Origin of the sequence: Shewanella sp. 10N.286.51.B8, assembly GCF_041469325.1 — a bacterium.
Lineage (GTDB): Bacteria > Pseudomonadota > Gammaproteobacteria > Enterobacterales > Shewanellaceae > Shewanella.
This window is the reverse complement of sequence record NZ_JBFRKG010000010.1, coordinates 80,173-101,081: the sequence shown is the minus strand read 5'-3', so window position 1 is coordinate 101,081 and position 20,909 is coordinate 80,173. Positions and strand designations below refer to the sequence as shown.

Sequence of the window (20,909 nt, the reverse complement as noted above, 5' to 3'; positions counted from 1 at the left end):
TTGAATATCAGTCTGCTATATCCTTAGCTATTTCAATAGCTCTTGCTTGCACATTCCATTTCGCCTCTAGCTTAATAACCTGTTCAGATAACGCTGTTAACTGCCCTTGTTGTTCTTGCTTTGGCTGGATTTTATTTTGCATAAAAACAACTTTTTGTTAATTGCTCCACCAGCAAACCAGCATGAACTCAACTTTTACTTCTACGTTTGTATCTTCTTGGGCACTAGCTTGTGACTTAAGTGAGCGACTAAGCCTTAAAAGCTGGCAATCAATCAACCCCTTTGATGAGTAGTTGTCAAAGTAAAGTTGCTGCAGTTGCGCCATTTGCGCTAAATCAGCCACATAATGACTAATGCTGATAATCTCTGAGTTGAGGTGAGCCACAACTAAGTTTGACGATGTTGGCAACATTTCAAAATACTTAACCTGGCAGGTTTGGTAGGTTTTACCCTGATGATTAGTGGTAAATATTTGATCGTGCGTAGTTTGCATGAAGGCAGTAACATCTTCAACTGACTGCCAAAACCCGAAAACCACGGCGGTATTTATGTTTTTATCATGCAACGGTGCAGCATAATTTTGCAAAGGTAGTTTATTTAAATCAGCGCGCCAGCCACCCGCTTGTGCTAAAAATCCGCTACAATTTTCTAATTGCTGCCAAGCACATTGGCTTGCTGTAAAAGCGGCAACATTATCATCATCTACAGTGCAGCTAATTAGTTTTAAAATTGTCATTACCCATCCTTATGCATTGAATTTAATCAGTTACATTATTTTGCTAATCGCTTTGCATAGCGATTAGCTAACAGTGCACAATAAAAAATCTGTATTGGGTGATACAGCATGATGGGTAACAAAATCATTCCCAATGCGGGATCAGATCCAAAAATAACCTGCGCCATCGGTACACCAGCTGCCAAGGTTTTTTTAGTGCCGCAAAACACCGCGGCGATTTCATCTTCCTTATTAAATTGACATCGCTTAGCGCCCCATTGGATCCCATGCACCATAAACAACAGCACTAGGGTACAAATGGCAATACAATACAGCAGTAACCAAGCTGAAAATTCACTCCAAATACCATTAATAACCGAATCACAAAAGGCATTGTAAACAATCAAGATGATGACGATTTTGTCTACTTTGTTTATCACGGATTTATGTTTCTCTATAAAGCGCAGTAATAACGGCCTTAAAAGCTGGCCAACAATCATTGGAATTAATAATAGTTTGGCGATAGAAAACACCGAATCCATCAGGTTTAATTCAGCGCCATCGAGATTCATAAACAGCTGAATAAATAATGGCGTTATAAAAACGCCTATAATACTTGAAAGCGATGCATTGAAAATTGCCGCAGGTATGTTGCCTTTGGCTACGCTTGTCATTGCTACTGAAGAAGATATGGTACTTGGCAATACGAATAAATAGCAAAAACCAAACGCTAGCGCTGCAGGCATAAAGGCTAAAAGTGAATCCCCAAAAAGTAGCCACAGGATCGGGTAAGCAATAAAAGTGGCCGATTGAATATAAAGGTGTAGTCGCCAGTTAGTAACGCCCGCTTTTATTGCCTTAGGTGACAGGTTAAGCCCATGTAAAAAAAACACCATGGCAATACCAATAGCCGTTACTTGATCAAGCTGTAATATCCCGCCAGACTTGCCCACATCAGCTGACACCATAGCCAATGCAATCGCTGCAACCATAGCGACTAAAAACCATTCTTGTTTTAATTTACTCATTATATTCATATCAAAAAATTTAACCTTAACAACTTAAAAACGTAAACTTATTAAAAAATCTCTTTACTGCAATGATTCTTAGGTTGAATTTTTTTCACGACTTTTTGATGTGCCGAATAAAAAGCGAACCTAGGGGCTCAAACACTGTTAGCAAGCATGACCAACAGCAATTTAATTTAACAGCCAATATATAAACTTACGACCATTAAAATTGCACTTTTATAAACTATTTCCTCGTTGAGGCGTATAACTATGCATCTTCTTTCTAACAGGATTCACCTATGTTTGGCATATTCAAACGAGATCCCATTAAAAACTTACGCAAGCAATATGATTTAACGCAAGAACAAGCCATGCAGGCACAAAGAAAGGGGGATATAAAAAGTTACGCTAGCCTTTCCTCTGCAGCAGAGAGTATTTGGCAACAGATTGAATTAGCACAACGACAAGCTAGTAAGTAGCTTTAAAACTCCAAATAGTTTAAATAGACAGAAGCTATGCATCATCATCTAAAGTCATGGCCTCTTTTATTTCATCACTATCAAAGCCTTTTCGAGATAAGTAAGCATAGGCTTTGGACTTTTCTTTATAGTCGGATAAATCATAACGCTTTTTAGCCAGCTGACTTTTACAACTGAGATAAAAGTCTAACTCTTCTGTTAGGCTTAGTTGGTATATCAGCTCTTCGAAATCACTGACATCAAGAAGCCGCTGTTTTAATTCTTGCAAGATCAGCGTTTTGCCTTTGCCTTTATTATACAACTTGATAATTTCAGACTTCAGGTCAGCCTTGTCTGCTTTTATGGCTAATTTACTGCGCAGGGTGTCAACTTGAGGGTGTTGTGATAGTGCGTAATCAATTTCAGCGCGAGAAAACCCTTTGGTGGTCATCTGTGAATAAACTTTTTCTTTATTAGTGCCATGAAAGTGTTCAAATTTGTTTTGCAATCGCGCTGTCGCCATTTCAAATGAATCGACATTTTGCTCATGCATGACTTGTTCAATTGCGGTATCAATTTCAGCAACTGATACGCCTCTTAATTGTAATTTACGTTTGATAGCGCCTTTACCCGTCTCATGACTAAAGGCCAGTTCGCAATAGCGAACGGCAAAATCAAAATCTTTTTTCAAATAGCCACTTTCAATGAGTCTAGCGAGAACAGTGTCAATCCATTGCTGGTTATCGGTTTTACGCTCAAGCTTGGTGCGAATTTCATTGATAGTAAAATCTTGCTGACCAAGGTGCCAATAGGCACTGTTGAAAACATTCTCGATTGTTTTGGCTTGACGAAGTGGCTTACTTTGCATAAAAAATTTTAATTGATTAGAAATGACAAAGGCAGTTTAGCAGACCACTACTCTGTTCAGAACTAGAAGTTCCTGCCACGGTAAAATGTCTGCTTTATTCGTGGTAAATATTAATCGCTTTATGAATATTAACTATGCCCGTACATCTTAATTGTGACCGTACATCTTAATTATTTGCGTAGTGGACACAATCATTCTTTTTAGCCGTTTGTTGCAGCAGTTGTTTTAACTCTGTTTTTCCACCGCTTTTAGTATCATTGATTTGTTGTTCAATGGTTTGTGTTTGCATGACAATTTTTTCAATCGCTGTTTGTCTTGCGCCCTCTTCTGACTGGCCTGATAACACGAGTTGTTCAACAAGATCTGAATAGCGTTCGTAGACTACTCCTTTATAATAATCGGCCTGTGAAGTCATCGGAGTGTGGGCATATACAATTGAGCAGCTTAAAGCACTATTGATTTGCGTGAATGAATCCTGAATTTGAATGACAACGGGCTTTTGAGTCGATGGGCTAGCGCTCGCGTCAAAAGATAATATTGCTAACATTGAAATGATAAATACTTTTTTCATTATGTTTACTCCCGTTGATGAACAACTGAATTCTGATACTGATAATAAGCTTTAAACTTGCCTCTATTTTACCTACGTAAGCTAAACGTAAGCTGAACAAACAATTAACTTTTAACGTTTTTCCTTAAAGAATGCTTATTAGGTTATTTTCGGCTAATGGTTCGACAGCAGCTCGATAATAGTCGCCACTCAATCTTAAACACTCACGCTTACCTTGCTCATAATTTAGTACTTAGCAATGCTGTTTAGTTCAGCTCACTCAGCAAAGCATTCCCTCAATGACCCATAGCAGATTAAATAACCAACAATTCGCACACTTATTCGACAACCTTACGGAATTTATTGCCAATTTTACGGGGACAGCTATAATACTGTATAAACATACAGTACTGTTGAGTGTCGATTGTTATGAAGGTTATTCCTATTTTTGCTTGTGCCGGTATTACTGGTTTTGAAAGTCCTGCTGCTGAATATCGGCAACTGCCATTAAGTTTAGATGAGCTATTGATTGAACATCCCAGTGCCACTTTTATTGGCCAAGCTAGCGGCGACTCTATGGAGAAAATCGGCATTTTTGATAAGGATATTCTCATTGTGGATCGCCATGTCAGTGTCGAAAACCATGATGTGATAGTGGCAAACTATAACGGCAACTTTGTCTGTAAGCTCATTGATATCAAGCGGCGATTATTATTATCGGCAAATGATCTTCACCAGAGTGTCACGATACAAGAGTATGACAACTTCAGTGTTGAAGGCGTGGTGATCCGTTCAATCCGTTGTCATCGCCAAAGCCCTATATTAGTTAATAACTAATGTTAGCGGATTAAACTAACGACTAACGGACAGTTAAATTATGTATGCACTCGTTGATGCCAACTCTTTTTATTGCAGCGCCGAGCAAGTGTTTCGCCCAGAGTGGCGTGGCCGTCCTATCGTGGTGCTGTCCAATAACGATGGTTGCATTGTGGCGGCTAACCGCCAGGCAAAAGCATTAGGAGTGGGTAAATTTGGTCCTTACTTTGAAGTGCGCGATTTTTGTGAAAAAGCAGGCGTGATTGCGCTTTCCTCCAATTATGAGCTTTATGCCTCTTTGTCTCACTCTATGATGGAAGTGATTGGCCGCTTTGCACCTGAGCAACATATTTACTCTATTGATGAGTCATTTCTGTCATTTAAACATTGTTACCCTGCGATCCCGTGTTTATTAAGCCATGCCGCTATGATCCGCCGCGCGGTATGGAAAGAAACCCGTTTACCTGTGTGTGTCGGTATTGCTGCCACCTTAACCCTTGCCAAAGTGGCCAATCATGCCGCTAAAAAGCTCCAGGGCTATAACGGGGTATGTTATATCCAATCCATTGAGCAAAGAAATGCCATTTTAGCGACAATGAAAGTCACCGATGTGTGGGGGATCGGTTCGCGGATCGGTAACAAATTACATGCCATGGGGATCACCACCGCACTGGATCTGGCTAAATTACAACCAGGCATTGCTCGTAGCCAATTTAGTATTGAAATCGAGCGTACAGTCAGAGAGCTCAATGGCGAGGCTTGTAAAGGCTGGGATAGCGCCAGAGCAGATAAACAGCAGATCTTTTCAACTCGTAGTGTCGGTGAACGTATTAGCGATATAGACTCATTATTACAGGCGCTCAGTAAGCATGCTGGTATCGCGGCAGCCAAAGCCAGAAAGCAAGGCTCTGTGGCTAGCACCATACTGATCTTTGCCAGTAACTCCCCTTATGATGAACAGCCTAATGGCTTTAAATATCATTACCGCTGTGCATATCCAACTAATGACAACCGTGAAATCATCAGTTACGCAGCAGAAATTGCCCGTAAGCTTTATAACCCCAATACTCGCTACTATAAAATCGGGATTGGATTGTTAGATTTATCACCGGTCAAACATTTGCAAACAGACTTGTTTGCCCCAGTAAAAGATCCTGCCTTGATGCAGGTTTTTGATAAGTTAAATCAACGCTACGGTAGTGATGCAATATTTGTCGCCGCCCAAGGTATTGGAGGTAAATGGCATATGCGCCGTGAGCTATTAACCCCGCAATACACCAGCTGTTGGCAAGATATTCCGCAAATCCACTGTGGCTAAATTGGTGATAAATTGATTTGCGTGTGCTGGTTTTTATTCTGACTTGGTTCAGGTTTAGTTGTGGCTTTAAATTAGCGTAAAATGGACAACTAATATCAAACCCAAACAGTACATTAATCGATCTTAAGCTCAACAAAAATACAACTTAGCCAACTCTAGCTGTTCAAAAAACACTCTCCAGTTCACAGTTTTATATCTAATCACATGAGCGAGGCTATTATGCGATTTTAGCCATTGTGTTATTGCTGAAAAAAACGACAATACGCATCCTTAATTTTCTTGGATTGTGCTTGCCTGTGTTAGATTTTTCCGCATTTGATTTTCAGTTTATTGCCGAACCCCTATTTTACTTTCAGCTTATTGGCTTTGTCTCAATGGCCATTGGCTGGTGGGCAAATAGCCAACAACAAGACTGCAAATTTATTCATGGCAATATGATAGCGTCAGTACTTACCGCAATCCATTTAGGCTTATTAGGCAGCTTTCTCGGCATGGCCAACCAACTAGTTAATGTTATTCGCTTTCGTTTATGTCAAAGTTTGAATAGCAATAACCAGCAAAATCTTGCATCGACTGCCTGGTTAACATCACCTTTAGCCATGTCACTCAGCTTTAGTATTATTGCCATGACGCAGGGTTTTCTATGGGCTGAGCATTGGAGTGAATGGTGCGCGGTTATCGCTGCAGTCGTAATGAGCTTTAGTTTATTCTTCTTAGCGGGCAGTCAACTAAGGTTAGCTATGGTTGCCAGTAATGGATTAAACCTGATGCTTTCAATATATTTGATGTCATGGTCAGGAATACTCTACCAAGTAATGACAATAGCAATATTGGCACTAGGGCTTATGCGCGAATTTAGCGACTACTATAACGACCAGCTCAACCAAAACTTTGAGCAAAATAGTGCCCTTGAAAGCTGTAATGAAACACAAGTGGCATTGTCTAAAGGTTAAAGTAATTAGCTTGAATCAATTCAGTTAGGATGAGTAAACCCTGTGGTAATAAGCAATTAAGAGCGAGTCATATTACTCACTCTGCTAATGCTAATACCAATGACTCGCAACGAAAGCACATTCACTAGAACGCATTCACTAAAGCGCATTAAGGTACGACTTTAACGCTTTAAGCCTAACAGTCGCCGCGCCAATGATATCCATAAAGCCCAATGCTGGATGGGGTTTCTCAGCAGAAATCCAAGCTGAGCCGGTTGCCCCAATCGGTAATGAATAACCTTCAGGTTCTTCAAACTCAATAACGACTGTACGACCATGAGAGCCGCCATTGTTACCCACATGCTGGCGCACATGTTGACTGCCACTCATGGGGTTAATCATGGCTTCGCCCGTACCTGAAGTAATGCTGTGCACTCTGCCTCTAAAGATTTCTCCCGGATAAGCATCCACATAGAACTCGGCAAACTGCCCAGGTTTTATATAGCGATATGATTGATCGGCGATGCGCATTTCTAAAAATTTCTTACTGGTATCAAACAAGTGCATATTACCCAAGCGGGTGCCTTCAGTTACATTGGTAATGGCAAGCTGCCCATCATATTGAGCCCGTATTTCACGACGTGAATCTGTCCATTTAGCCGATTCAATATCAGCCTCAATAGCTTGCATTTGCGCTGTTTGCGCGCCCAACTGGGCAATATTGGCAGCCACTTGGGCACGATTGGCATCAATCTGCGCTTGTAAATTATCGCGGTCCACCTGACTTGCATGCTCTTTTAAGGCCGTTAGACGCGCTAAATTACGCTCATCATTATTGATACTGACATTTAAAGCGTTAATTTGTTGGATTGCGGCAGCGTGCTGCGCTTGTACTGCATTTTTACTGGCTTCAAGGGCTTTGATTTGTTCCGTGCTATCCACTGATACTAAGGTGTAAATCAAGTCCCCTTTTTTAACGATTTGGTTATGAGTCACATAGACGTTTTCAACTTCCTGACCAATGAGTGGACTTAGCACTGCATGAGGCGCTTTAATGGTTGAGCTATCGGTTAAATCAGCGGGTGACCAAAAGCGATGGCCAGTAAACAATGAAAAAGCAATAAACATTCCTAAACCAATGGTGCGTACCGCATTAGTAAGGTTCCATTGAATGACCCCTAATTTGACTAAGAGCCATATAATTAACACATAAGGCAACATGATCTCTTTCATGATTTAACTCCTTTGATGCCATTACTAATGATGCTTGATAACCGTTTAGATAGGACATCCCAGCGCCCAAAAGCAATGATTATCGCCAGTACCCACCAGGTCTTATCAATAAACAAACCACATAAAGATAAAGCAAACACAATTTGGGTATGGGCACTCGACATGGCTTCTGCCTTATGAACTGCAACTTCATGTAATTTCCAAAATAACAGCAGTACATAGCAAATGATCAAAATGGTGACCACAAACACAAAGCCCATAAAAAATTCAGAATCTAATAGGGTTAAAATGCTGGGGTAGCCATTAACAAAGTAGCCTTCAGGTAATTGCTTACCGTGTATTTGAGTGAGTAATGAGAAGCCATAACTTAAAAGTCCGATAACCGATAACGATAAAATAAATGTGGTCATTTTTCGCACATAGAAAGATAACTTATTGCTCAATGATGGTTGAACCGTGTCGATATCAGGTAATTCAGTCATAAAGATCCTAAAAACATGAGATATTTAACAGGGAGAGTAACAATGTCTCGCTGTATATGAGCTGAATACTAGCAATAACTCACTGTGATAACGGAATAACCGATATTCCAAATGAACTATTTACTTTAGTCCCAATGTACGCTTCGAATTTATAGTGTAATATATTGTTAAATTGCACTTATTTATCGGTATCTCATGGATTTGAATGCACTGAATGTGTTTGTCACCCTGTATAGATCAGGCTCGACCCAAAAAGCCGCCAAGCAACTGGGCCGCTCACAATCATTTGTCTCAAAAGTATTGGCTCAATTACGTGAAGAACTAAGCGACCCGTTATTTATTCGCACCGCTAATGGCCTACAACCCACCAGTTATGCCGATAAAATCGCCCCGCAAATCCAAAGTTCTATCGAGCAAATTAGCTTAGCCCTAGAACCAGAATACTTTGACCCTAAAAACCTGCAGTTCATTTCGGTGCACTTAGGCGAACCCTTGATGGTATTAATGGGTAAAAGCCTAATCAATGAATTACGCAAACAAACCAATGCCACCATAGAGTTAAGACAATGGCGAAAATCCAGTAATGATGGCTTGATCGATGGCTCCATTGATATCGGCGTGCAATCATTGCGAGACAGACCGCAGCAGCTGTATCAGAAAAAAGTGGCTTCTGGTTATGTTACTAAAGTGGGCAATGAGCAAGGGGAATTTGTAAAGCTATTAGTTGATGATTTAAATGAACATGTTGAATATTTTCGTGAATTAAATGAAAACCATAATCCGACAATCATTACCGACAACTATAGTTTACATCGCCAATTACTGGCCGATCATTACTCCTATAATTTTAAAATCGATGCTGAATTGCACAAAAAAGAAGTCGCCATAGACATGGCGATTATTTGTAGCTCATCGCGGCGCCATGAAGCTAAAATAGTATGGCTATCAGAGATATGTAAAAACGTCTTATTACAAGCAATTACCACGCGTTAATGATTATGCTGAGGGTATTATGAGCCAAAGAAGTATTCACACATTATTTAAACCCACTTCCATCGCCGTTATTGGAGCCTCAAATAGTGAAAAGCGCGCGGGGCGCGTGTTGATGAAAAACTTATTGGCCAGCGGCTTTTCAGGGCCCATTATGCCCGTAACCCCTAAATATTCCGCCGTTATGGGCGTATTGGCTTATCCCAATATTGAATCGCTGCCCATTAAACCCGATTTAGCCGTGATATGTACTCGCGCCAGTCGCGTACCTGATATCGTCGAAACATTGGCGCAGTTTGGCTGTAAAATCGCGATAATTATGGCCTCAGGCATGGCTGATGAGTTTGATGAACATGGTGTTAGCCTGTTAACTCAAACGCTGCAAAATGCAAAACGTTACGGCATGCGAATATTGGGATCAAATAGTTTAGGGATGATTATTCCCACCATTGGTCTTAATGCGAGCCTAGCGCATACCGGCGCTAAAAAAGGCAAAATTGCGTTTGTGTCACAATCTGCCGCCATTTGTACTACGGTGCTGGATTGGGCTAATAATAAAGACATCGGCTTTTCATCGTTTATATCTTTAGGTGATGCATCTGATATAAATTTTGATGAATTGCTCGATTATTTAGGTCGTGATAGCCGCACCAGCGCCATTATGCTTTATATTGATTCTATTAGTGAAAAGCGTCATTTTTTATCCGCAGCGCGCGCAGCAGCCCGTAATAAACCCATATTTGTGATTAAATCGGGTCGCAGTGCTGAAGGCGTTAAGGCCGCTATGTTGCACACAGGCGGTAAAGGCGGCAATGATGCCGTCTACGATGCCGCCTTTAAGCGTGGTGGTATGTTGCGGGTGCATGACTTAATTGAACTGTTTGCCGCAGTTGAAAGTTTGGCCCACTCCACGCCATTAAAAGGTGAGCGAGTCGCCATAATCAGTAATGGCGGCGGCCCTGCAGTATTGGCCGCTGATGAACTCATTATTAAAGGCGGTAAACTGGCACAGTTGTCAGATGACACCATCACTCAATTAAATCGCATATTGCCAACAACCTGGTCTGGTCAAAATCCAATAGATATTGTCGGTGATGCTGACAGTAAACGTTATAGCCAAGCACTAACTATATTGATGGATAGCCAAGAAATGGACGCTATTTTAGTGCTGCATTCACCATCAGCATTAGAAGAAAGTGACCAAATCGCCCAGAGTTTAATTGATGTCATCAAGGGCCATCCAAATCGAAACAAGTTAAATATTTTAACCAATTGGAGTGGTGAGGATTCAGCCTACACCGCAAGAAAGCGATTTAGTAAAGCCGGGATTCCGACTTATCGAACCCCTGAAGGCGCAGTAAAAGCCTTTATGCATATGGTCGAATACCGCCGTAATCAAAAACTATTGCAAGAAGTGCCGCAATCTATTCCCGATAATATTCCCACTGACACTAATACAGCGCGGAATTTATTACAAAAAGCCCAAGCCAATAATCGTTTTATTCTCGAAACCCATGAAGCCAGTGACATTTTAAAAGCTTACGGTTTAAATACCATAGATACAGAGTTTGCCAGTAGCGCAGAGCAAGCCGTTAATATCGCCACCAAGTTGGGCTTTCCTGTGGCACTAAAAGTCCAATCCCCTGACTTGATGTACAAATCTGATGTGCACGGTGTGGTACTAAACCTCAATAATGCTGAAGAAGTGTATCAGGCAGCGCTATCCATTACTTCCAGAGTTAAGGACACCAACCCTGACGCTGAAATCAATGGCATGATAGTGCAAAAAATGGCATTAACCGCTGGCGCTCAAGAAGTGCGGGTCTCTGTGATTAATGATCCTGTTTTTGGCCCTGCAATTTGCCTTGGTGAAGGCGGCTCAGAATGGGACCCGACACGTGATGCTGCAGTTGCCCTACCGCCACTTAATATGGCACTGGCGCGCTATATGGTCATTCAGGCGTTGAAAACTCACAAACTTAGAGACAGACATTTACCCCTTGGTTTAGACATGAACGCACTGTGTGTGATGCTAACCCAAATATCGCACCTGATTATCGATTGCCCTGAAATCGCTTCTTTAGACCTTAACCCAGTGCTCGCCGCAGGTGAAATCATTACCCTGCTTGACGTTAACATGAAGCTCAATTGTACAGATATTGATCCCAAAGCGCGCTTAGCGATCATGCCATACCCAAAAGAGTTAGAACAAAAGGCCACCTTGAAAAATGGCTTGAAGGTCATGCTCAGGCCCATTCTTCCTGAGGATGAGCCAAAGCATTTAGCCTTTGATAACTCACTCAGTGATGAAGATCGCTATAAACGCTACTTTGGCGTTCGTTCGAAAATGACCCATGAGGAAATGGCGGTTTTAACACAAATAGATTACGCCAGAGAAATGGCATTTATCGCCACTGCAGAAGATGAAAATGGTGAGGCAATCACCTTAGGTGCGGTGCGAGCATCGACTGATCCTGATAATACAGAAGCAGAATTTGCTATGGCGGTGCGCGGCGACTATCAAGGAATTGGTTTAGGTAAAATGCTATTAGAAAAACTGATTAACTATTATAAAACCACTAATACTCCTGTGTTAGCGGGCTTTACCATGTTTGAAAACCGCAGTATGGCAAACCTCGCCAAAGGGCTTGGCTTTACGGTATCTTTTGATATGGATGAGCACCTGATTAAGATGCATATGGACTTGCCCCAATGTGAAGCTAACCCGCAAGCTAAAGCGGGTATAGACTCTGCCGATAAACATTAGCCTTTAACACAGTTGCGACCTGATGATTTCGCTTGATACAGCATTTCATCAGCGCGACTTAACCAGGTATCACTATCATCTCCAGGGTGGATTTCAGCAGCCCCTATCGATACTGTGATATTGCCTAAATGCTGCTTTTTTTCTTTACCAATGGTGAGCTGCTTATCTGCAATACGATTTTTAATTTGCTCAGCCACCGTTAAGGCATCTTGTAGCTCAGTATTAGGCAATAAAATCACAAACTCTTCACCGCCATAGCGGGCAACGAAATCATTACCTTTTACCGTTTGTTTTAATGCAAAAGCCACAAATGCCAGCACTTTATCGCCAACTAGATGACCATAAGTATCATTGAATTTTTTAAAGAAATCGATATCTATCATTAATAGGCAACAAGGTATATTGCTATGGCTAAACAAACTGACTTGCTCTAAAGCAAACACCTCATAGGCACGGCGATTATTTAACGAGGTTAATTCATCGGTCATTGCCACTTTACTTAAACTGGTCATTTCATCTTTTAAAGTCGTTAATTCATTACCCAGAGAGTCTATGTCGGCTTTCATTAAATCGTTGTTTAATAGCACCTTCTCCACTTCAAAACTAATATTGACGATTAACTCGTTAAGTAATTGTGGACTTGGATTTGACTGCAGTTCCTCGTTTAAAGAATGTAAGCTCGATGAAAAGTCACTAGTACCAGAAGAAAGCTGACGGATCTTACTGTATAAGCTATTGATGAGTAATTTGGTTTCAATTTGAACATTATCAATGACTTCTGGAGACTGCTCTTGAATAAAGTTGTTATAAAGGCCTTGATTGACCGCGGCGGTAAACTCAACTTTATTGGCAATTAAACCATCGATCGCACGTTTTAAGTCTAAATTTGTTTCCGCATAATACTGATACCAAATGGCATAATTTTCTGGGGTAACCGGTATATGCAGCGCGGACATTTGCGGCACTGCCATTCTTAGTATTTGTGCAGAATTTTCTAAACTCGTCTTCAATTTCACGTCCTATGATTTATATAAGTCAATGTAAGCCCAGCAAAGGTAACGCTATACTTAAATGCTAAAAAATTAAATTTAAAAAATATAACCCTTTTACGCATTTGATACGTTTAAAACAATAACAAGCATAACAATAACATTTTACATAAGAGAAACCATATGAAAATTTTACTAAAAAACCAATTAAATAAACTACCTATGGCAACGTTATTAAGCGTATCGGCGACAGTAATAGTACCCGCTTATGCCACTAGCCCTGTGCCTAACCAATTTAGTCAACCCGCAATGATAACCATGCATAAAAATACTCATGAAAATTATCAGCTAATTGACAATATAAAGATGTTTCCAAAGCCAGCGACTAAGCAAGTGCAACATATACTCGAATTAGCACAGCGTGATGATGAGGCGAGTTATAAAATTGAAATTCAAATTGGCCAAAATAAGCTGGTAGATTGTAATCACCATAGACTAAGTGGCAAATTGGTCGAGCAGAATTTATCAGGCTGGGGATATCCGTTTTATAGCGTCGATAGTATAACGGTAGGGCCAAGTACGATGATGATGTGTAATGAACCTAAAACGGCTAAATTTGTGCCAATGGGACAAAGCTTGAGCATCAATTATGATAGCCGTTTACCAAAAATATTTTACCTACCTGAAGATGCAACGTTAAGATACCGTATTTGGCAAGCTAAAGGTGATTACCACTATTCAAATTAATGTGTGGGACCATGGCTAAACAGCGTTATAACAAAGCGTCAGCAGAGAACCCAAATAACCATGATGCATCTGCTAACGCTGTTTAATATTTAACTGGATCCAAGGTAATAATTTAACAACGTTTAACCCGAACAACCTGCATAATCTCTACGCTAAATCCAGCCACAGTATGCTCTTCAGGGTAATACACTAAACTCACAAGTTGATCCTGCAAGCTCTTATATTTTTTAGTACGCTTAAATTTAAATGCTACATCGTAACCCGCTAACATCAAGGTATGGTAAACCCACTCTTCTTTTTCACGCTGAGTATGGGAAACAACTTTAACCCCTTCAATATGGTTAAGTTTTTCATGCTTTTTAAGTAATGCATCTACGGCTTTCTTCTTCATATTAACCTGGTCCCATATCTGAGTTATTACCGTTTATGTGATTGATATAATCAACGATGTCTTGATATCGATACTGACTGCAATAACCAAAACCTGACAGTTGCTTTACTTTGTTGCGGGTAAAAATCGGCACACTAATACCTGCTAAAAATTTAGTTTGAACCGCTACAGATATCGGCATAATGCCTTTTGCGTTCATATGAGTGCAAAACTCATTAAGATACTGCTGCAATGACGCTAATTGAGTGATTGGCGCTAATGCCTGTTGCGGCAACAATGCTATCTGCCCACGACAGACACTACAATGACCACAATGACTAGGTGCTTGCTGATCATCAAAATAACGCGCCAATTTAGCAGTAATACACTCAGTTGATTCAAAAAAACTAATAAGCTGATTTAAACGTTTTATCTCTTTGACTTCGTTACTTTGGAAGTAATCAGACAAACTTACAATAAGGTTTGGATTACTTAAAGCATTGATATCAACATTAAACACTTGGGTTATTTTTTTGGTTTCTAACTGGATATATTGTTTGTCTGCTAGGTAGTCTAACGCCGAAACTACCCGTTGCCTGTCTGCACCATATTGCTGATATAAGCTATCGAAATCTAGTTGACCCCATATTTTCTTAAAACGAGTATGCTCAAATATTTGCTGCAGAAACGCTTGGCGCTGGGGATCAAAACTGGCCAGCAACTGCTGTTTATCAATCAAAAATTGATACTTAAACTCAGCAAAATAAGCAAAGCTTGGTTGCACCACGTTGGCTAATTCAAGTTGAACTAACAGGGTTTTTAACGGCAACTGTTTAATGTTACAGCTAGTTGAAATCGCATACTCTTGCATTTCCCAGCGGCCATGTTCAACTTCAGCGCTAATATGTTCTATTAAGTTGGTAATCGCTGAGGGTTCTGGCGTATCGCCATAAACAAAGTTTTCAATGGTATTTAAGCCATCTTTGTTAGCTAGCGTAATACAATGAGACAATTGCCCATCTCGGCCTGCACGGCCGATTTCTTGGCTGTAGTTTTCGATAGATTTCGGTAAATCGTAATGAACCACAAAACGGATATTGCTTTTATCTATTCCCATACCAAAGGCAATTGTGGCAACAATTACGTTGATTTGGCCGTCCATAAATTGCTGTTGGATGCGATTTCTGAGCTCTGAATCAAGTCCTGCATGATAAGTGGTGGCTTGAATATTGTTAGCACTTAAAAAAGCCGCGATATCTTCTGCCGTTTTTTGCAAGGTCACGTAGATAATCCCAGCACCTGTGCATTGCGATACTGTGTTGACTAATTCCAATTGCTTAGCGGCTTCAACAACAGGTTTGATACTGATATCTAAATTACTGCGATAAAAACCCGTTTGTACCACTTGCTCAGGCAAAATAGCAAAACGGTTGGCCATATCCAGCTTTACCTTTTCAGTGGCTGTGGCGGTTAATAACAACACTTGGGCAATACTAAATTGCTGCACATAAGATGGGATTTTTAAATAATCAGGCCTGAAGTTATGGCCCCATTCAGAGATACAATGAGCTTCATCAACGACTAATAATGAAATATCAATACTGCTAAGAAACTGCCTAAAACGTTCATTTTTAAAACGCTCAACTGACACCATTAAAATTTTTGTATGCCCGCGGCGAACATCACGCATAACCTGCTGTGTTTGCTCAAAGGTTAAGCTTGAATCTATGCTGGCGGCATTTATTCCCTTAGCATTTAAAAAAGCGATTTGATCTTTCATTAACGCAAGCAATGGCGATACCACTAAGGTGACATTAGCCAGTTGTAAGGCGCTAAATTGATAGCACAGTGATTTACCTGAGCCTGTAGGAAAAATGGCTAAAGAAGATGCTCCTGACAAAATATGTTTAATTACATCAATTTGCCCTTCTCTAAACTGATTAAATCCAAATTGCTGCTCGAGCTTTTGAATTAAATCGGCGTTGTCATGTAGTAATGGCGAAGGACTATCAAACGATGGAGTTTGCATACTGGAGCCTAGATTGATGATTAAAGCGAAGGCAATTATACGCTAACACGAATAAAATTGAAACTCTGAAGCTTATAAAACAATAACTTATAAAATACTTACCCGAGGTGAACACGGCTTTATTCATCAAAAGAATAAACAGTAATATCGGAGCATAAAGTTGAAATAAACAAGGTCGGTTAGCCTTTACGTGATAGGTATTGATTGATTAACAAGGTTAATTTGTCTTCGAAGGCTTCTTGAGCTTGCTCTAAATCATCGCCAAAGCGAACCATAAATTTAGTGGCTTGCTCACGAGATAACATGTTATTGGCTAGACAGTACGCCATTTCATCGAGTTGTTTGTTGTAACGTGGCTCTAAAAACCATTGACATGTTGCAGTATCAAGGCTTGCCAGCATTTGCTGTGCTAAATCACAAAATATTTGTATGTGCTCCATACCATCGGGGCCCAAACAACCGGGCTCTAGACGATATAACACAATCAACTTACTTTCTAACATAGAGTAACACTCGCATCCGCTGCTTTTATGATGGTATTTAAACGCTATTTAGCCGCTGCGTTTAGCATTGCTTGTTCAAACTGCTGAATATAACTTTCAATCGGAATGATATCTTCTTTTAAACGACGATTTCTACCCAGTAACGACGACTCAACAAATAAATTAAACCACGAGCTCAATGCTTTGGAGTTTAATGGCTCGTCGATGGCTTCAAGGGCCAGAGCTGCCACTTCAGCAGTTGATAGCTGAAAATCATGGCTGCCTTTTCTTAATTCGTAATTAGCTAAGGTTTCAGGACTAAAAGAAAACAATGGCAATCTATGTAAATAAGGGCTTTTACGAAACATTTTGATCGCTTGACGCCAGCTACCATCTAATAAAATTAACAGCGGTATTTTACCAGTGGCGGCATTGTCACATTGACTAGGATGACTAACCACCATTTGCCCTTCTTGGGCATACTGCTCAGGAAATATCAGCATTGGCTGATATTTGGGGTCGTTGATCGCTTCAATCATTTGTTTATTGGGCTCAGTACGAGACCATAAATAAGCGCTAGTATTAGGGACTAAATCAGCAATTAAACGGCCACTGTTGGTTGGCTTTAGCACTTCATCATCATACATGACTAGCATGAAGTGGGCTTCAGTATTGATATATTGTCTATGTTGACAGGTACAGAAAATTTCTCCTAATAAACACCACTGGCAGCGAATGAGTTTTTTCCCTCTGGCAGCAAATGGTTTAGTTGAAATAGATTTTCGGTATTGATACAAACGATGAACTGCGTGTTGCTGCTCAGGAGGTAACGCCAACATGGGATTATTCTCGGTTACACGTTATAGTTTATAACGTTCAAAAAAATTCATCACCCAATTGGGTGATGAAGTTACTATAGAATTCTTTTTAGTAAAAGGTCAGCTTTTAAGCGCTTTATCCTGGTCATAATCTTTTTCACAGGAGCCGGATACTTTTGCACGGTTTCAATTTGACTATAATGGAACAGTTTTTCGGTATGCTGCAGAATAAATTCTTGTTCCGCCTCAAAACTTTGCTTCCACACACCACTGTCATCATGCAATAACAAACCATTTTCTAAATCCAACGCCCACGCTCTTGGGTTTAAATTAGAACCAGTGATGAGATGCTTTTTGCCATCAGCACTAATCCCTTTTAAATGATAACTATTGATACCGTCTTTCCATAAGTGGATCCGTAACTGACCGTTTTCAATCGCCCATTGCTGACGTTTTACAAACTTACGTAAGGTTTGTTCGTACATGTAAGGCAATGCACCAATGGTAGAAAAATCTTTCTCTGGTGGGATATAAAAATCATTGGCGGTTTTATCACCCACCACGATATCAATACTCTTTCCATTACGTAAATGACGCGTCAACGCTCTCACTAAAGAGTTTGGTGGGTTAAAATACGGCGTACAGATAAACAGTGACTCGGTTGATTCATCAACCAATTTTATCACCACTTCGTTTAACTTATTCTTCTTGCGGCCTAAGCCTACAAGCGGCGTAACACGATTGCCAATACGGGTACTTTCAAACTGATAATCTGAACGTGATAAGCGAGTTTTAAAGGTGCGCATGTCATTTTTATCAGGGCATTTTTCGTCGCTGCTGTCTTGAGTCAACGGACAAACAGCCGGATCGCTAATTAGATGTTGCTCAATGAACTCACCCATACTGCGAGCAAGCTCAGCAGATTCCAGCACATGATAACGATCAAAACGGTACTTATCGTTTTGTTTAAAGTAAATGTTATTAATGCTAGCGCCGCTGAATATTACTGCATCATCAATGATGAAGCCTTTAAGGTGTAATACCCCTAAAAACTCGCGAGACTTAACTGGTACACCTAAGATGTCAAAAGGTGCCTTCGCAGCAGCCATGGCTTTGCGGTACATGATGTAATTACCACTATCACCTTTATGGCCAATTAGGCCACGCCTAGCTCTATGGTAGTCCACTAGGACAACTATTTTTAACTCTGGGTTAGCAGCTTTAGCTGCAAGTAACGCCTCAAGAACTTCTCGGCCCGCTTCATCATCTTCTAAATAAAGCGCAGCAATATATATCACATTCGTAGCATTCGCGATGCGAGTTAACAATTCTTGTTTAAATTGAACCGGGGTTAATAACCACTTTAACGATTCATTTTGTAATGCGATACCACCAAGCTTATCCAGCAAGGCAACCTCCTTGAACTTAAACAGTTAAATGCTATTAACGTCGATATAAATTGACTAGGTAAGTATTTATCGTTTGTTTCTAATTTTGAATAATAAATACTGTCACTTTAAAATTTATACTTTGTCATCGTTTTAACTGAATAACAAAAAATATTAGGAGATAGAAATTACCGACTTAGCGGCTTATGAGCAAGGCTTTTCTGATGTTATAGCCCTATTTGATGGGTTTATGAGGCTCAAGTGAACGATTTTGGATCAAACTTTTAAAGTGATTGTTAAGGCCTGTAGAAAAAACAACCTACGCTATCTTATTTGAATAAATAAAAATCAATCATGTTGAGCAAAAAACAAACACAAAAACTGACGCTAAGGTCTAACATCAATTTTTATCGCTTCATTACTGTAATAATCCGTTAGATCACGTATTTTAGAGAGACTCAAACTTTTACTACTGGCTAGTTATGTATTTACTAATACGTATATTAATTGTTTCTTTATTTAGCTTACCTGTGTGGGCCGATGAATACTTAGCCAATGTGATGCAACATATTGCGCCTCCTCAATCACAACTGGCTATAAACATATGGGATATTGAAAAAAACAGCAGTGTTTACAGCATTAATGAGCAGACATTAATGCAACCCGCGAGCATCCAAAAGCTACTTACTGCCGTTGCAGCTACAAAGCAATTAGGTACTGATTTTTATTATGAAACCCAAGTATATATTGATGGAGTTGTAGTACAGCAGCAACTCAATGGTGATGTGTATATTAAATTTAGTGGTGATCCTAGCTTTACTCGTGAACAACTAAAACAACTACTCACCACACTTAAAACTAAGGATATACAACATATAAATGGCAATGTGATCTTAGTATCACCGACCAGTGAAAGTCTTAGAGCACCTGGCTGGGTATGGGATGACCTCGGTATTTGTTACGCAGCGCCAGTGTCCGATTTTATTATTGATAAAAACTGTGTCAGAGCAAGCCTAAGTCCACTAGCAGATAACGCATCTGAAATCATAATAGATGCACAATACCCAGTTGAAATCAGCACCAAGGCGGTTTTTAAACCTAATATAGACGTTACTCAAGCTAAGGCGCAATTTTGCGAGTTACACATGCAACGCTTTGACGGCAATCGCTATCGAATTTCAGGTTGTTACCCAGGCAATCAAACTATAAGTTTAGCCGTTGCTGTTAATGATCCGTCTCGCTATGCCAAAGATGTGATCAAAGCCATACTCAATGACAAGCAAGTCAATTACGCTAATTTGATCATAAGTAAGCAAAGCATCCCGCCTAGCGCGCAGTTGTTAGCCACGCATCAGTCTGAAAAGTTACCCAAATTATTAAAGATCATGCTGGAAAAGTCAGATAATTTAATTGCCGATAGCTTATTAAAAAACATTGGCCAAGATTTTTACCGGCAAACGTTTAACAGCGATAACATAGAGGGTCTTGATATTAACGGCTTTACTATGGGCGCTAAAGCATTACAATCGATTTTAATCGAATTGAACTTACCATTTAATGATGCCAATCTCGTTGATGGCTCAGGCTTGTCTCGTTATAACTTACTGACTTCAGCACAAATGTTATCTGTGCTGCAACTCATCGACAGCGATACACGTTTTCAATACCTAACTGAGTTTTTACCTATATCTGGTAAAAGCGGCACCTTAAAGTACCAACAACATTTCAATAAACCGCCTTTGAAAGCAGCAATATCAGCAAAAACAGGCACCATGCTAGGGGTTGAAAACTTAGCGGGATTTATTCAGGCAAAAAATGGTAAACACTATGCCTTTGTGATTATAGAAAATGGACTCACTCCTGATGCAAAACAAACAAGACTAGCCCCTTTTAGCGCGCTATTACTGCGAAGATTATATGATTTACAGCCATAAAAAAGCGCATTGT

The 20,909-nt window shown here is 40.1% G+C and carries 21 protein-coding genes; 8 read left to right on the top strand and 13 right to left on the bottom strand.

All coding sequences use genetic code 11. The annotated features are described in order from the left end of the window. Nucleotides 1-7 precede the first annotated feature (7 nt). Genes AB4160_RS06100 through AB4160_RS06090 form a run of 3 tightly spaced genes read right to left on the bottom strand, consistent with a single transcriptional unit; the run spans nt 8 to nt 1,743 of the window. Nucleotides 8-142, bottom strand: a complete 135-nt coding sequence (locus AB4160_RS06100) for a hypothetical protein (RefSeq protein WP_372001182.1) — start codon at nt 140-142, stop codon at nt 8-10. A gap of 15 nt (nt 143-157) precedes the next feature. Continuing rightward, nucleotides 158-736, bottom strand: coding sequence for a DUF4937 domain-containing protein (locus AB4160_RS06095; RefSeq protein ID WP_372003893.1), 579 nt, complete (start codon nt 734-736; stop codon nt 158-160). Nucleotides 737-771: 35 nt separating this feature from the next. Next, nucleotides 772-1,743 carry a bile acid:sodium symporter family protein gene (locus tag AB4160_RS06090; protein WP_241905018.1) on the bottom strand — a complete coding sequence of 324 codons (972 nt, stop codon included), beginning with the start codon at nt 1,741-1,743 and terminating at the stop codon, nt 772-774. Nucleotides 1,744-2,024: 281 nt separating this feature from the next. Between AB4160_RS06090 and AB4160_RS06085 the strand changes: the two genes are divergently transcribed. Continuing rightward, on the top strand, nt 2,025-2,204 hold the full coding sequence (locus AB4160_RS06085) for a DUF6435 family protein (RefSeq protein ID WP_102476817.1): 180 nt from the start codon (nt 2,025-2,027) through the stop codon (nt 2,202-2,204). Between the two features lie 34 nt (nt 2,205-2,238). Here AB4160_RS06085 and AB4160_RS06080 read toward each other — a convergent pair whose 3' ends face one another. After that, nucleotides 2,239-3,051, bottom strand: a complete 813-nt coding sequence (locus AB4160_RS06080) for a RecX family transcriptional regulator (protein WP_303502946.1) — start codon at nt 3,049-3,051, stop codon at nt 2,239-2,241. Nucleotides 3,052-3,217: 166 nt separating this feature from the next. Then, a complete protein-coding gene (locus AB4160_RS06075; RefSeq protein WP_372003890.1) occupies nt 3,218-3,622 on the bottom strand; it encodes a hypothetical protein in 405 nt (134 codons plus the stop codon). 408 nt (nt 3,623-4,030) lie between these two features. Between AB4160_RS06075 and AB4160_RS06070 the strand changes: the two genes are divergently transcribed. The 3 genes from AB4160_RS06070 (at nt 4,031) to AB4160_RS06060 (ending at nt 6,688) form a co-directional block, all read left to right on the top strand. Further along, the gene (locus AB4160_RS06070) at nt 4,031-4,438 is read left to right on the top strand and encodes a LexA family transcriptional regulator (protein WP_102476820.1); all 408 of its coding nucleotides are present in this window, start codon (nt 4,031-4,033) and stop codon (nt 4,436-4,438) included. Between the two features lie 40 nt (nt 4,439-4,478). Beyond that, nucleotides 4,479-5,735, top strand: coding sequence for a Y-family DNA polymerase (locus AB4160_RS06065; protein WP_102439842.1), 1,257 nt, complete (start codon nt 4,479-4,481; stop codon nt 5,733-5,735). Between the two features lie 296 nt (nt 5,736-6,031). Next, a complete protein-coding gene (locus AB4160_RS06060) occupies nt 6,032-6,688 on the top strand; it encodes a YgjV family protein (protein ID WP_241901023.1) in 657 nt (218 codons plus the stop codon). Between the two features lie 138 nt (nt 6,689-6,826). Here the strand turns inward: AB4160_RS06060 and AB4160_RS06055 are convergent, their stop codons facing one another. Together AB4160_RS06055 and AB4160_RS06050 are read right to left on the bottom strand one after the other, a co-directional pair. Further along, complete coding sequence (locus AB4160_RS06055; protein ID WP_102439841.1) at nt 6,827-7,900, bottom strand: HlyD family secretion protein; 1,074 nt, start codon at nt 7,898-7,900, stop codon at nt 6,827-6,829. Continuing rightward, nucleotides 7,897-8,382: a magnesium transporter gene (locus AB4160_RS06050; RefSeq protein WP_102439840.1), complete on the bottom strand. Its 486-nt coding sequence runs from the start codon at nt 8,380-8,382 to the stop codon at nt 7,897-7,899. Before AB4160_RS06050 ends, AB4160_RS06055 begins: the two co-directional genes overlap by 4 nt. A gap of 195 nt (nt 8,383-8,577) precedes the next feature. On the opposite strand from AB4160_RS06050, the gene AB4160_RS06045 reads away from it, so the two are divergent. Beyond that, nucleotides 8,578-9,375, top strand: a complete 798-nt coding sequence (locus AB4160_RS06045) for a LysR family transcriptional regulator (protein WP_102439839.1) — start codon at nt 8,578-8,580, stop codon at nt 9,373-9,375. Between the two features lie 19 nt (nt 9,376-9,394). Continuing rightward, on the top strand, nt 9,395-12,139 hold the full coding sequence (locus AB4160_RS06040) for a bifunctional acetate--CoA ligase family protein/GNAT family N-acetyltransferase (protein ID WP_303412728.1): 2,745 nt from the start codon (nt 9,395-9,397) through the stop codon (nt 12,137-12,139). On the opposite strand, the gene AB4160_RS06035 is transcribed toward AB4160_RS06040, so the two are convergent. Next, complete coding sequence (locus tag AB4160_RS06035) at nt 12,136-13,110, bottom strand: GGDEF domain-containing protein (protein ID WP_372003909.1); 975 nt, start codon at nt 13,108-13,110, stop codon at nt 12,136-12,138. The genes AB4160_RS06040 and AB4160_RS06035 overlap by 4 nt on opposite strands. A 201-nt stretch (nt 13,111-13,311) precedes the next feature. Here AB4160_RS06035 and eco point away from each other — a divergent pair, with 201 nt between their 5' ends. Further along, the gene (gene eco / locus AB4160_RS06030) at nt 13,312-13,875 is read left to right on the top strand and encodes a serine protease inhibitor ecotin (protein ID WP_102439837.1); all 564 of its coding nucleotides are present in this window, start codon (nt 13,312-13,314) and stop codon (nt 13,873-13,875) included. Nucleotides 13,876-13,987: 112 nt separating this feature from the next. On the opposite strand, the gene AB4160_RS06025 is transcribed toward eco, so the two are convergent. From AB4160_RS06025 to pssA, 5 genes are all read right to left on the bottom strand, one after another. Beyond that, entirely contained in the window at nt 13,988-14,266 is a 279-nt protein-coding gene (locus AB4160_RS06025) for a hypothetical protein (RefSeq protein ID WP_102439836.1), read from the bottom strand. Between the two features lies 1 nt (nt 14,267). Beyond that, nucleotides 14,268-16,274 carry an ATP-dependent DNA helicase RecQ gene (locus AB4160_RS06020; protein WP_372003888.1) on the bottom strand — a complete coding sequence of 669 codons (2,007 nt, stop codon included), beginning with the start codon at nt 16,272-16,274 and terminating at the stop codon, nt 14,268-14,270. A gap of 179 nt (nt 16,275-16,453) precedes the next feature. Continuing rightward, nucleotides 16,454-16,777 (bottom strand): hypothetical protein, encoded by a 324-nt coding sequence (locus tag AB4160_RS06015; protein WP_102519894.1) that lies wholly within the window; start codon nt 16,775-16,777, stop codon nt 16,454-16,456. A 44-nt stretch (nt 16,778-16,821) separates the two neighbouring features. Further along, a complete protein-coding gene (locus AB4160_RS06010) occupies nt 16,822-17,592 on the bottom strand; it encodes a tRNA-uridine aminocarboxypropyltransferase (protein WP_102439847.1) in 771 nt (256 codons plus the stop codon). A 77-nt stretch (nt 17,593-17,669) separates the two neighbouring features. Further along, nucleotides 17,670-18,983, bottom strand: coding sequence for a CDP-diacylglycerol--serine O-phosphatidyltransferase (gene pssA, locus AB4160_RS06005; protein ID WP_372003886.1), 1,314 nt, complete (start codon nt 18,981-18,983; stop codon nt 17,670-17,672). 461 nt (nt 18,984-19,444) lie between these two features. Here pssA and dacB point away from each other — a divergent pair, with 461 nt between their 5' ends. Then, nucleotides 19,445-20,896, top strand: a complete 1,452-nt coding sequence (gene dacB, locus AB4160_RS06000; RefSeq protein ID WP_372003884.1) for a D-alanyl-D-alanine carboxypeptidase/D-alanyl-D-alanine-endopeptidase — start codon at nt 19,445-19,447, stop codon at nt 20,894-20,896. The last annotated feature ends 13 nt before the right edge of the window (nt 20,897-20,909 follow it).

Bases quoted from the DNA above. Each gene is read 5' to 3' on its own strand.
- AB4160_RS06070 (WP_102476820.1), top strand. From the start codon at position 4,031: ATGAAGGTTATTCCTATTTTTGCTTGTGCCGGTATTACTGGTTTTGAA.
- dacB (WP_372003884.1), top strand. From the start codon at position 19,445: ATGTATTTACTAATACGTATATTAATTGTTTCTTTATTTAGCTTACCT.
- AB4160_RS06015 (WP_102519894.1), bottom strand. From the start codon at position 16,777: ATGTTAGAAAGTAAGTTGATTGTGTTATATCGTCTAGAGCCCGGTTGT.
- AB4160_RS06045 (WP_102439839.1), top strand. From the start codon at position 8,578: ATGGATTTGAATGCACTGAATGTGTTTGTCACCCTGTATAGATCAGGC.
- AB4160_RS06020 (WP_372003888.1), bottom strand. From the start codon at position 16,274: ATGCAAACTCCATCGTTTGATAGTCCTTCGCCATTACTACATGACAAC.
- AB4160_RS06055 (WP_102439841.1), bottom strand. From the start codon at position 7,900: ATGAAAGAGATCATGTTGCCTTATGTGTTAATTATATGGCTCTTAGTC.
- AB4160_RS06065 (WP_102439842.1), top strand. From the start codon at position 4,479: ATGTATGCACTCGTTGATGCCAACTCTTTTTATTGCAGCGCCGAGCAA.
- AB4160_RS06095 (WP_372003893.1), bottom strand. From the start codon at position 736: ATGACAATTTTAAAACTAATTAGCTGCACTGTAGATGATGATAATGTT.
- AB4160_RS06100 (WP_372001182.1), bottom strand. From the start codon at position 142: ATGCAAAATAAAATCCAGCCAAAGCAAGAACAACAAGGGCAGTTAACA.
- AB4160_RS06090 (WP_241905018.1), bottom strand. From the start codon at position 1,743: ATGAGTAAATTAAAACAAGAATGGTTTTTAGTCGCTATGGTTGCAGCG.
- AB4160_RS06080 (WP_303502946.1), bottom strand. From the start codon at position 3,051: ATGCAAAGTAAGCCACTTCGTCAAGCCAAAACAATCGAGAATGTTTTC.
- AB4160_RS06025 (WP_102439836.1), bottom strand. From the start codon at position 14,266: ATGAAGAAGAAAGCCGTAGATGCATTACTTAAAAAGCATGAAAAACTT.
- AB4160_RS06075 (WP_372003890.1), bottom strand. From the start codon at position 3,622: ATGAAAAAAGTATTTATCATTTCAATGTTAGCAATATTATCTTTTGAC.
- AB4160_RS06040 (WP_303412728.1), top strand. From the start codon at position 9,395: ATGAGCCAAAGAAGTATTCACACATTATTTAAACCCACTTCCATCGCC.
- AB4160_RS06050 (WP_102439840.1), bottom strand. From the start codon at position 8,382: ATGACTGAATTACCTGATATCGACACGGTTCAACCATCATTGAGCAAT.
- eco (WP_102439837.1), top strand. From the start codon at position 13,312: ATGAAAATTTTACTAAAAAACCAATTAAATAAACTACCTATGGCAACG.
- AB4160_RS06085 (WP_102476817.1), top strand. From the start codon at position 2,025: ATGTTTGGCATATTCAAACGAGATCCCATTAAAAACTTACGCAAGCAA.
- AB4160_RS06035 (WP_372003909.1), bottom strand. From the start codon at position 13,110: ATGGCAGTGCCGCAAATGTCCGCGCTGCATATACCGGTTACCCCAGAA.